At 39.6% G+C, this 11921-nt stretch carries 13 protein-coding genes; all 13 read right to left on the reverse strand.

The window, feature by feature from the left end; genetic code table 11:
- Window positions 1-48 precede the first annotated feature (48 nt).
- Window positions 49-1038 (reverse strand): rod shape-determining protein, encoded by a 990-nt coding sequence (gene mreB / locus C8K15_RS09060; protein ID WP_108586178.1) that lies wholly within the window; start codon window positions 1036-1038, stop codon window positions 49-51.
- Window positions 1039-1177: 139 nt separating this feature from the next.
- Window positions 1178-1450, reverse strand: a complete 273-nt coding sequence (locus tag C8K15_RS09065; protein WP_108586087.1) for a sporulation transcriptional regulator SpoIIID — start codon at window positions 1448-1450, stop codon at window positions 1178-1180.
- Between the two features lie 55 nt (window positions 1451-1505).
- Window positions 1506-2165 (reverse strand): M23 family metallopeptidase, encoded by a 660-nt coding sequence (locus C8K15_RS09070; protein WP_108586088.1) that lies wholly within the window; start codon window positions 2163-2165, stop codon window positions 1506-1508.
- Window positions 2166-2199: 34 nt separating this feature from the next.
- Entirely contained in the window at window positions 2200-3117 is a 918-nt protein-coding gene (spoIID, locus tag C8K15_RS09075) for a stage II sporulation protein D (RefSeq protein WP_108586179.1), read from the reverse strand.
- 963 nt (window positions 3118-4080) lie between these two features.
- A complete protein-coding gene (murA, locus tag C8K15_RS09080) occupies window positions 4081-5379 on the reverse strand; it encodes a UDP-N-acetylglucosamine 1-carboxyvinyltransferase (RefSeq protein ID WP_108586089.1) in 1299 nt (432 codons plus the stop codon).
- A 369-nt stretch (window positions 5380-5748) separates the two neighbouring features.
- Window positions 5749-5985 carry a DUF1146 family protein gene (locus tag C8K15_RS09085; RefSeq protein WP_199224087.1) on the reverse strand — a complete coding sequence of 79 codons (237 nt, stop codon included), beginning with the start codon at window positions 5983-5985 and terminating at the stop codon, window positions 5749-5751.
- A 187-nt stretch (window positions 5986-6172) separates the two neighbouring features.
- Window positions 6173-6580, reverse strand: coding sequence for a F0F1 ATP synthase subunit epsilon (locus C8K15_RS09090; RefSeq protein ID WP_108586091.1), 408 nt, complete (start codon window positions 6578-6580; stop codon window positions 6173-6175).
- Between the two features lie 24 nt (window positions 6581-6604).
- Window positions 6605-8020 (reverse strand): F0F1 ATP synthase subunit beta, encoded by a 1416-nt coding sequence (gene atpD / locus C8K15_RS09095; protein WP_108586092.1) that lies wholly within the window; start codon window positions 8018-8020, stop codon window positions 6605-6607.
- 30 nt (window positions 8021-8050) lie between these two features.
- Window positions 8051-8908, reverse strand: coding sequence for an ATP synthase F1 subunit gamma (gene atpG / locus C8K15_RS09100; protein ID WP_108586093.1), 858 nt, complete (start codon window positions 8906-8908; stop codon window positions 8051-8053).
- 42 nt (window positions 8909-8950) lie between these two features.
- Window positions 8951-10459 carry a F0F1 ATP synthase subunit alpha gene (gene atpA, locus C8K15_RS09105; protein WP_108586094.1) on the reverse strand — a complete coding sequence of 503 codons (1509 nt, stop codon included), beginning with the start codon at window positions 10457-10459 and terminating at the stop codon, window positions 8951-8953.
- Window positions 10460-10486: 27 nt separating this feature from the next.
- A complete protein-coding gene (locus tag C8K15_RS09110; RefSeq protein ID WP_108586095.1) occupies window positions 10487-11023 on the reverse strand; it encodes a F0F1 ATP synthase subunit delta in 537 nt (178 codons plus the stop codon).
- Complete coding sequence (gene atpF, locus C8K15_RS09115; RefSeq protein WP_108586096.1) at window positions 11020-11550, reverse strand: F0F1 ATP synthase subunit B; 531 nt, start codon at window positions 11548-11550, stop codon at window positions 11020-11022. Before atpF ends, C8K15_RS09110 begins: the two co-directional genes overlap by 4 nt.
- Before the next feature lie 140 nt (window positions 11551-11690).
- A complete protein-coding gene (atpE, locus tag C8K15_RS09120; protein WP_108586097.1) occupies window positions 11691-11915 on the reverse strand; it encodes a F0F1 ATP synthase subunit C in 225 nt (74 codons plus the stop codon).
- Window positions 11916-11921: the final 6 nt, after the last annotated feature.

The following is an 11921-nucleotide window of genomic DNA, read 5'->3' on the forward strand; positions in this document are numbered from 1 at the left end:
GCGTCGCTCTCCTTATCAATTGTGCTTAAGTTGCCGTTCCTTTTAAAGTCATTTTGATACTTTACCAATGTTATTTAGCAGCATTCCTGTCCCAATGGCTACACAATCCATTGGGTGCTCGGCAATCAATACTGGTACTTTAAGGGCATCTGCTAATAAGGAATCAATTCCATGCATTAAAGCACCTCCGCCAGTTAAAATTACACCGCGATCAATAATGTCAGCGGACAATTCAGGTGGCGTTTTTTCAAGCACATTTTTCGCTGCTTGGATAATTAGTGCAATTGACTCGCGTAAGCATGTTTCGATTTCTTCAGAATGAACTGTAATGGTACGTGGTAGACCTGTTAACATGTCACGTCCACGAATATCCATTTCTTCATTACGTCCTCCTACAAACACTGTACCTATCTGTATTTTTATATTTTCAGAGGTGCGTTCACCAATTAATAGTTTATATTCACGTTTTATGTATTGTAAAATATCATTATCGAATACATCTCCAGCTACTCTAATTGACTCAGATGTTACAATATCACCCATCGAAAGAACCGCAACATCAGTTGTTCCTCCACCAATGTCAACTACCATGTTACCACTTGGTTGGAAAATATCCATACCCGCTCCAATTGCAGCTACTTTTGGTTCTTCTTCTAAATAAACTTTCTTACCTCCAGCTTTTTCAGCAGCTTCCCGAATAGCTTTTTGCTCTACACTTGTAATATTTGTAGGACAACAAATTAAAATTCGAGGCTTCGAGAAAAATCCTTTGACATCTATTTTATTGATAAAATGTTTTAACATAGCTTCAGTCACATCAAAATCAGCGATGACTCCATCTTTAAGTGGACGAATAGCCACAATATTTCCCGGAGTACGACCTACCATTTGTCTTGCTTCTTCCCCTACTGCTAAAACTCGCTTTGTTTTCCGATCCATTGCCACAACTGACGGCTCGTTTAATACAATGCCTTTTCCTTTTACATGTATTAAAACATTTGCCGTTCCAAGATCAATTCCAATATCCTTAGCAAACATGAACACCTTGTTTCCCCTTCCCGTGTTTCCCTAAATATTTTACCGTTCTTTTTTGTCTCTACTAACTGACTATTCTACCATAAAGCACTATCAATTACATCTTTTTTCACAGACAAAAAACGTTATGACGAGGCTTTCGTCATAACGTTTTTTCGCTTTTTTCTTCCTTTTGTTTCCACATTTGCTTCGTTGCTTCCCCGCCCCGAATATGTCGGATTGACTTATGATAAGCAAGGATTTCACTAACATCTTTGGCCAGTGCTTCATTCACTAGTTTTAAGCGTTCCGTTAAATCTTTGTGCACCGTACTTTTCGAGTAGCCCGATTTCTTTGCAACCGCGCGTACTGTTAAACCCGTCTCATGGACCAATTCACCAAGCTCTAGGCAACGTTTCCGGATCTGTTCGTGCAAGACCGCATCCTTCCGTACCGAACGTTTCCTTTAACGTATGCTTTAAATTTGGGACTTAGAACGCTAAATACGTACGTGGGTTAACTGCTTCACCTTTATCAATAACTTCGAATTGTAAATGAACACCCGCTGCTGCATTGAAATCATTTTCAGTTGTAGTCGCAAGCGGTTGACCTTGTGGAACAACATCTCCCACTTTGACTAAAATTTCTTTAACTGAGCGATAACGAGTTACAAGACCATCTTCATGTTCAAGTACAACTTCGTCACCAAGGAATGGATCGAGATTTACTTCTTTTACTTTCCCTGTCATCGCAGCTTTGACTTCAAAAGGCTCTCCATCAATTGCAATTGCGATTCCGTTATTCGTTTCATACGTTTGATTGAATACAAGAAGGGAATTTTCTTGTGACTCGTCAGAAGCAGTCACATCATAGAAATCATTTAAAATTGTCATTTTGTCAAGCATAGCTTCGTCAAACGGGAATTTCATGGATTCCTTTTGCGCATTTACTACAATTTCTTTTCCACTACCGTCAGCTTCTTTTCCAGGACCTTTTGCAACATTATCCTCCGTGCTGATAAACGCATTATAACCCCAAATCATGCCGACAAATAATAGCGAAAATCCTACGTAAATAGCTGGCCAAAGCCATGTTTGTTTCTTACTTGATTTTTTTGATAGAGAAGGATTATTAGATTTTTCCTCTCGCATATTCATCACCTCTGTTGCTAGTGTTGTCAGCGATTTAAGGTTTTAAACATGTTGATTGAATAGATTGGAAATTTTTTATTTCGGTTTTTGGATAATAATGCTTTAAGATGTCTTCCGCTTTGCGCCCCTCCTGCGCCATTGCGTTTGCTCCGTATTGACTCATCCCCACCCCGTGCCCGTATCCCTTCGTTGACACAGCAATAATATTAGGATTAGATGCATCAATGTCAAAATCTGTTGATGGGAGCCCCAATATGTCACGAATTTCCCGGCCCGTCCATTCGTGTTTTACGGTTGTCACTTGTTGAATTCGCTGTGATTCATTGGGTTTTAAAGATAGTTTATTGAAATGATCTGCCGTCCAGTTAAAGCCAAATGCGTCATTCCATTCTTTAAGAGTAAATGTTTTTGTTTGGTTAAACTTTGGCGAAGTGATATCACCTGTACTTTCGGTCGAAATCAAATAAGGAATTTTGTTCCCGCTATATCCTTCTGCACTTTCCGTCTTACCATTACTAGTCGAGAAGAACATGGCTGTAATGAGCTCATTGTTATAGGTGAGAATTTGAGAGGCTGTTTCTGCGATTGCTTTTACGATGTTTGCTGGAGGTGTGCGTTCGCTTTCTGAAATGAACGCCTGGTGTGAGGTTGTAGGTTTAATTGCAGTTGCTCCAAAATTAGTTGTCTTGAGTGCAAATGTTCGAGCTGCAATTGCTTGTGCTTTTAAAGCCTCTAGGTTGAACGTAGAAGGCATTTCCGCTTGAACGACACCTTTGATGTATTCTTCTATTGGAAGCGGCTCACCAAGCCCCTCCACGCGAATCATGACAGGTTCACAAGCAATTGCGTCGTCAGGCGGAGACTCTTCTACATGTTGCGGTAATTTCTTAATTAACTGCAGTGGCAAGAGAAATAAAGAGAGACATACGATTATAGTGGCTAAGTATCTCATGAAGGAATATATGTATTGAGAGAGCAATATATGAAAAGTGTTAATCGGGATATATGTTTCTGCTTCAACTTATAGGGAAGTAGAAATCTTATCGCCCTAGCCCCCCCTTATACTTTAGGTCCAAGATTTTATGGTTTGGTTAACTAAAGAATAAATGTTACCTTTCAGTAAATATTCGGCCGAAGATGATATTTCGGCCTCTTTCTGCTTAATTTATTTTTAATACTGAATGTTAGTAGTGACACTTATATAACGGGGAATAAATTTTGACTGACAGAAACAATTACTTCAATGCGAAAAGGTTTCCAGATCACTTCGGACGCTTCCTCAGCTGTACTATGTTCTATAGAACTAAGAGGGTGGGCTTGTGACTTCTTCACTCGCCAACAGATCATCTTGCAGTTGGTGTGCGTCCTTCGCATCCTTGGAACCTAGACGTCCATAGTTATGATTGTTTGGTTTACTATTGCATCGAAACTTTCTTTAAGTAGATACTCAGCAGAAGATACTATTTCTGCCCTTTTTTATTTTCAAATAGGAGTTAACACTCATTTTATAGAAAAAATTAAAGGGTACTTTCACTATCGCGGGCTTTTAATGAATTGCAGTCTCAAAATAAAGAAATTGCGATAACCGCCGAAATGGCATCTTCGGTTGGACTAGGTAAAGGTGAAGCCAAAGCTCGCCTGAAACGTAAGTAAAAAGTTGCTTCAGTCTTCATGTTTGTAACTAAAGGTTTCACAGTAGCGCATCGAAAAGGAATAAACAGCATTGAATGGCAATAAAGCAATCAAGAACGGGAATAAACACCTCGTGAATGGAAAAAAACCAAAATTACAGGGAATAAACATGGAAATCCTTCCAATCTTTAATATGGCCGCGTCACTGTTAAACAAAATTCAACAAAAAAAACCGACATCTGGGTATAAGATGTCGGTTTTTGCATAGTATAGGATAAGGGAATTAAACTGTTTGCATAGTCTTTTCATCAGATGATTCAGATGGGACTCGTTCAATATCTGCACCAAGTGAAGCTAATTTTAAGTGGAAGTTCACGTAACCGCGATCTAAGTGATAAAGCTCAGTGACACGTGTTACACCTTCAGAAGCTAGACCAGCTAAAATTAATGCTGCAGCTGCACGTAAATCAGTTGCTGCCACTTCTGCACCTTGTAAATCAGATGGACCTTCCATAATAACAGAACGACCCTCGATTTTAACATTACCGTTCATGCGGCGGAATTCTTCTACGTGCATAAAACGATTTTCAAATACAGTTTCAGTTAGCATACCATTACCAGTTGCCGTTAACATTAATGCCATCATTTGCGATTGCATGTCAGTAGGGAAACCTGGGTGAGGCATTGTTTTAATATCAACAGACTTCAATGTTTTAGTTGCACGGATTCGAAGTCCGTCTTCTTCTTCATTGATTTGAACGCCCATTTCTTCCATTTTAGCAATTAGCGCTGTCATATGTTCAGGAACAGCGTTTACAATTGTAATATCGCCTTGTGTAATTGCTGCAGCTACCATAAATGTACCTGCTTCGATACGGTCAGGGATAATATGGTGAAGTGTACCTTCAAGCTCTAAAACACCTTCAATGCGAATTGTGTCGGTACCTGCACCAATAACACGTCCACCCATTTCGTTAATGAAGTTTGCTAAATCAACAATTTCTGGTTCTTTTGCAGCATTTTCAATAATTGTTGTACCTTCAGCTAAAGCTGCAGCCGTCATAATGTTTTCAGTTGCACCAACGCTTGGGAAGTCGAAATAGATTTTAGCACCTTTTAGACGACCTTCAGTTTTTGCCTCTACGAATCCGTGACCAAATGAAATTTCAGCGCCCATTGCTTCAAAACCTTTTAGATGTTGATCGATTGGTCGTGAGCCTATTGCACAACCACCAGGAAGCGCAACTCGAGCAAAACCATTACGAGCTAAAATTGGACCCATGACTAATATAGATGCTCTCATTTTACGTACATATTCAAATTGAGCTTCACTTAATAAAGTCTCAGATGAATCGATAATAACTTCATTGCGTTCTGGGTAATATTCTACCGTAGCTCCTAAGCTTTTTAAAACCTCATTAATCGTATAAACATCAGCTAAATTGGCTACGTCACGAATAATATTTTTTCCTTTAGTAGCTAAAAGAGCTCCAGCTAAAACCGGTAATACCGCGTTTTTAGCACCTTCAACTCTTACTTTCCCTGTTAACTTGTTGCCGCCTTTTACAACTATCTTTTCCAATGATTGACCCTCCATGTTTTCGAAATTGATTTGATTTTTATCTATCTGTCGATTTAACTCGTATGATGTCATAAATTAGGAATAAAACATTATTAATATTACAGTCATTTTGTGTTTAACACAAGTATCGATACATTGATTTTTCATAATAAAAATCGACAAGAAACTGTCTTATATGATACGTACATAACGAGGCCTTTGTGTCGGTGAAAACAAAACTCTTTTTCATATTAAATGAATCTATTAATTTTTTCCCTATATTTAAAGTTTCAAACATCCTTCGACAATTTATTTCCCGGGGAATATTATTTTCTCTCCATGGCCATAGCTATGAACGATCTTCATCTTTATGGACATAAAGAGCAAATACTACATAAAAAGGTACGGTAATTGTTTTGACCAATTCGACATTGAGAGGAAAAAGTCGGATACAGTAGTACCTATGGCAATACTCATAAGAATATATAGAAGTTGAACTTGAAACACATGATGTTTTTTGACAATTTTTTCTATCATAACTGCTCTTAATGCAAAGAATGTTATTCCAATAAAAAATGCATGCGATAAAACACCTAGAATTGCTTGTTGACCGATTTCATTATACATATGTATGAACTCCTTTCAACAAAGTTGGTTGTTTTTATAATAAAAGAGACTTTACTTAGGTTTTCGCGAGTATGTCTCTTTCGTCTTGATATCATAATGACAACACACAATAAATTCTATTAAGTCGCTATAATAGACATAAAAAAACGAGTCGAAGAGAATGTTTCTCCTCGACTCGTCATCTCTTTTAGATGTTACCCTCATAAACGTTGATACGATTCATTGCGCGTCTCAAAGATAGTTCCGCGCGTTTGAAATCGACGTCGTCTTGTTGTGATAAGTTCAGACGTTCTTCAGCACGTTTCACTGCTTCCTTCGCTCGTTCTAGATCAATGGTAGATGATACTTCAGCTGATTGAGCTAAGATCGATACCTGGTCAGGACGGACTTCGATGAAACCTCCGCTTAAAGCGACGATATCAGTTTGTCCGTCTTTTTTCAATCGAATGGCTCCCACTTTAAGTGGAGCGACCATTGGAATGTGTCCAGGTAAAACACCAATTTCTCCAGATGTCGTGTTGGCAATGACCATGTTGACTTCAGAATCGTATACCGGGCCGTCGGGAGTGACAATATTGACTTTGATGGTCTTCATTTTTTCCCCTCCTGGTCCCTGTAATTAAACTTCAACGCCCATGCTTTTCGCTTTTTCAATAACTTCTTCAATACGTCCAACTAAACGGAAAGCATCTTCAGGTAAGTGGTCAAATTTGCCTTCAAGAATTTGTTTGAATCCTTGAATCGTTTCTTTTACAGGAACGTATGAACCTTTTTGACCTGTGAATTGCTCCGCTACGTGGAAGTTTTGAGATAAGTAGAACTGAATACGACGTGCACGGTTAACCGTTTGCTTGTCTTCATCAGATAACTCATCCATACCAAGAATCGCAATGATATCTTGAAGTTCTTTGTAGCGTTGAAGTGTTGATTGTACTTGACGAGCAACTGAGTAGTGTTCTTCGCCAACAATTCCAGGTGACAATGCACGTGAAGTTGAAGCCAAAGGATCTACTGCTGGGTAAATACCCATTTCAGAAAGTTTACGCTCTAAGTTTGTTGTTGCGTCTAAGTGAGCAAATGTTGTTGCAGGAGCTGGATCCGTATAGTCATCGGCAGGAACGTAAATCGCTTGAATTGAAGTTACTGAACCTTTGTTCGTTGACGTGATTCGCTCTTGTAATTGACCCATTTCAGTAGCAAGTGTTGGTTGGTAACCAACGGCTGATGGCATACGACCTAGTAAGGCTGATACTTCAGATCCTGCTTGAGTGAAACGGAAGATGTTATCGATGAATAAAAGTACGTCTGCACCTTGATCATCACGGAAATACTCAGCCATTGTCAAACCAGTCAAGGCAACACGCATACGTGCACCAGGCGGCTCGTTCATTTGACCAAATACCATTGCTGTTTTTTTGATTACGCCAGAATCGCTCATCTCGTGGAATAAGTCATTTCCTTCACGCGTACGCTCTCCAACACCTGCGAATACTGAGATACCGCCGTGCTCTTGTGCGATGTTGTTAATTAATTCTTGGATAAGTACAGTTTTACCTACACCAGCACCACCGAAGAGACCAATTTTACCACCTTTAATGTAAGGTGCTAATAAATCTACTACTTTGATACCTGTTTCAAGAATTTCAACTTCAGTTGAAAGATGTTCAAATGTTGGTGCAAGACGGTGAATTGGATCACGGCGATTTGCAACTGGGATTTCTTCGCCTAAGTCAATTATTTCACCAAGTACGTTGAATACACGACCTAGAGTGATGTCACCAACTGGAACGGTAATTGCCGTACCAGCGTCTGTAACTTCTGCACCACGCTTTAAGCCATCTGTAGATGACATAGCTACTGTACGTACAGAGTCGTCACCAAGGTGCAAAGCAACTTCAAGAGTTAAAGTTGTTGGTTCTTGGTTCGGACGTTCAATCGTAACTGTCAATGCATTATAGATTGAAGGTAATTGGCCGTTGTTGAACTTTACGTCAACAACTGGACCCATTACTTGAAGAACGTGTCCTTTGTTCATACTTGTTCCCTCCTGTCTTACTTACTACTTCTATTCTAGAGCCGCTACGCCGCCAACGATTTCTGTGATTTCTTGAGTAATCGCCGCTTGACGAGCACGGTTAAATTGTAATGTTAATGAGCTAATTAATTCACTTGCGTTATCGGTTGCGCTCTTCATTGCTGTCATACGTGCAGCATGTTCACTTGCTTTGCCGTCTAGTAAAGCACCATAGATCAAGCTTTCCGCATATTGTGGAAGCAACACTTCAAGAATGGCATCGGCTGAAGGCTCGAATTCATATGATGTTGTTGCACTTGATGGAGTGATGTCCGTTAACGGAAGCACCTTTTTCTCTGTAACGTCTTGTTGAATGGCGCTAACATAATGGTTGTAATACATATAAAGTTCATCATACGTACCTTCTGTGAACATACCAACAGCCTTGCGCGCAATTTCCTTAATATCAGCAAATGAAGGCTGATCAGGTAAACCGACCGCACTTTCAATTACTGTAATGCCGCGTTTCGTGAAGAAATCACTCCCGATACGTCCAACTGCAAAGATTACAAATTGGTCATTTGACGTATGACGTTCGCGAATTGCATTCGTTACAGCACGTAACACGTTACTGTTGTATGCACCTGCAAGTCCACGATCGGCAGTGATGACGAGGTAAGCAGTTTTCGCTACAGGACGTGACTTCAACATTGAATGTCCACTGTCACTAGTTCCTGAAGCAATTGCTCCTACGACTTCTTGAATTTTCGCCATATACGGAACGAATGATTTCGCATTCAATTCTGCACGGTTCATTTTCGAAGCCGACACCATTTGCATCGCTTTTGTAATTTGGCTCGTTTTCTTAGTCGATGTTATTCGGCTTTTAATGTCGCGTAATGATGCCACTGGTATTTCACCACCTTATCGTTTTTTATTCATCCAAAAAGATTACTCTGATTTTGCAAATGTCTTTTTAAACGCTGAGATTGCGTTTACTAAGTCTTCGTCAGCAGGAAGATCTTTTGTAGTACGGATGTGATCTAAAACGTTTGTGTGGTTTGAATCTAACCAGCTATACAATTCGTTCTCAAAACGTACGATATCTTGTACTGCAATATCATCTAAGTGGCCACGTGTTAGAGCGTAAAGAATAATAACTTGTTTTTCAACCTTAATCGGTTTATTCAAGTCTTGTTTCAATACTTCTACTGTACGTGCTCCACGGTTAAGTTTTCCTTGTGTAATTTTATCAAGGTCAGAACCGAATTGAGCAAAGGCTTCAAGTTCACGGAATGCAGCTAAGTCAAGACGTAGTGTACCCGCAACTTTTTTCATTGCTTTAATTTGAGCTGAACCACCAACACGTGATACTGAAAGACCCGCGTTGATTGCTGGACGTACACCTGAGAAGAATAAGTCAGATTGTAAGAAGATCTGTCCATCTGTAATCGAAATTACGTTTGTTGGAATATAAGCAGAGATATCTCCAGCTTGTGTTTCAACGAATGGAAGAGCTGTAATCGAACCTGATCCAAGTGTTTCATTCAACTTCGCAGCGCGCTCTAGTAAACGGCTATGTAAGTAGAATACATCCCCTGGATATGCTTCACGACCTGGAGGACGACGAAGTAATAATGAAAGTTCGCGGTAAGCAGCAGCTTGTTTTGATAAATCATCATAAACAACCAATACGTGCTTGCCTTCGAACATGAACTCTTCAGCCATAGTTATACCTGTGTATGGAGCTAAGTATAATAATGGAGCTGGTTGTGATGCTGAAGCAGTAACAACGATTGTGTATTCTAAAGCGCCGTTTTTACGAAGCGTTTCAACTACGTTACGAACAGTCGATTCTTTTTGACCGATTGCTACGTAAATACAAATCATGTTTTGGTCAGCTTGGTTTAAAATTGTATCGATTGCAACAGATGTTTTACCTGTTTGACGGTCACCGATGATTAACTCACGTTGACCACGACCGATTGGTACTAATGCATCAATCGCTTTAATACCAGTTTGCAATGGTTCATGAACCGATTTACGGGCCATAACACCTTGTGCTGGGCTTTCGATTGGGCGTGATTTAGTAGTGTTGATTGGGCCTAAACCATCAACTGGTTGTCCAAGTGGATTGACAACGCGGCCAATCAATTCATGTCCAACTGGTACTTCCATAATACGGCCTGTACGACGTACTTCATCGCCTTCTTTGATATCTGAATATGGTCCTAGAATAACGATACCTACGTTATTAGCTTCTAAGTTTTGTGCCATACCCATAACACCAGTTGAGAATTCAATTAACTCTCCAGCCATGACGTTGTCGAGACCATGAGCACGAGCGATACCATCACCAATTTGGATAACTGTACCTACATCGCTAACTTTCATTTCAGATTGATAATTTTCAATCTGCTTCTTAATTAGAACGCTGATTTCTTCAGCTTTGATGCTCATGTATGTCACCTCTTTCAATTCTTATTATTAACCGATAAGTTGTTTCTTCAAGCGATCAAGCTTAGCGCTAACGCTACTATCGAAAATACGATTGCCGATTTGAATGCGAATACCACCAAGTAATGATGGATCGATTTCATTTTCTATACGTAACGATTGTTTCCCAATCTTTTGTGCAAATGCAGACGAAATCGCCGCACGCTCATCATCCGTTAAAGGACGTGTTGAGAATACTTTTGCGTCAGCTATACCTTGAGCTTCGTTTGAAAGTGTTGCAAATTCAGTAGCAACTGCTACTACTTCGTTGATTCGTTTACGGTCTATTAATACTTGTAATGTGTTCACTACAAATGGATTAGCTTGGCCGAATAACTCACGAATTAATTCTTTCTTTCGGTCTGAAGAAAGTTTTGGTGAAGCAAGCATAGCTTGTAATTCACTATTTTCTTTAAATACCATTTTCACTTCACGTAAATCTTCTTCTACATGAGCTAATTGGTTATGTTGTTGTGCTAGTTGAAATAATGCTAAAGCATATCGTTTCGCTGCAGTTGATTGACTCACACTACATCGCCTGCCTTCGCAATCGTTTCTTCGATTAACGCACGGTTATCTTCCTCAGAAATTTGCTTTCCAAGAACTTTAGATGCCGCAAGTACAGATAGAGATACGACTTCTGCGCGTACTGCTGCAATCGCTTTTTCTTTTTCTGTTTCAATCTCACGAACAGCTGATTCTTTCAAACGTGTTGCTTCAGCGCGTGCAGTCGTGATAATTTCTTCACGTTGTGCGTCACCTTGATGCTTCGCGTTTTCAACAATCCCTTGTGCTTCTGTACGTGCTTCTTTTAATAACGCACGTTGTTCTTCTAATAATTGATGTGATTCTAAGCGCGTAGTTTCAGCTGCTTCGATTTCACTTGCAATTAAATCTTCACGTTGTTTCATTATACCCATCAATGGACCCCAAGCGAATTTCTTCAATAGGAACATTAAAAGGATGAAGACGGTTAAAGTAGCAAAAATGTCACCAGTGTTCAATTTATCAACATGAGCTTCAGTGGCATTCAGTACGAGGTAATCCAAAAACACGATTGTTTCACTCCCTTCAAGAGCTTCAAGTCTTTATGTGAATCTAAAAAGATGGATTTTCATGTTTAAAAAGTCAAACATCCATAAGAGAATGACGAAGAGTCTTCAAGATAACTTCGTCATTTCATGTTAACTATTACTTATTTATTTAATACGATAAACGCGATAACTACTGCGATGATCGGAAGTGCTTCAACTAATGCTACACCGATATACATTGTTGTTTGTAATAAACCACGTGCTTCAGGTTGGCGAGCCATACCCTCGATTGTTTTTGAAACGATTAATCCGTTACCAATACCTGCTCCAAGTGCTCCTAAACCGATTGCTATTGCTGCTGCTAATACTCCAATTTGACCTTCCATGTGTGT

The sequence above is a fragment of the Paenisporosarcina sp. OV554 genome (genome assembly GCF_003058165.1).
In the GTDB taxonomy this organism is placed as follows: domain Bacteria; phylum Bacillota; class Bacilli; order Bacillales_A; family Planococcaceae; genus Paenisporosarcina.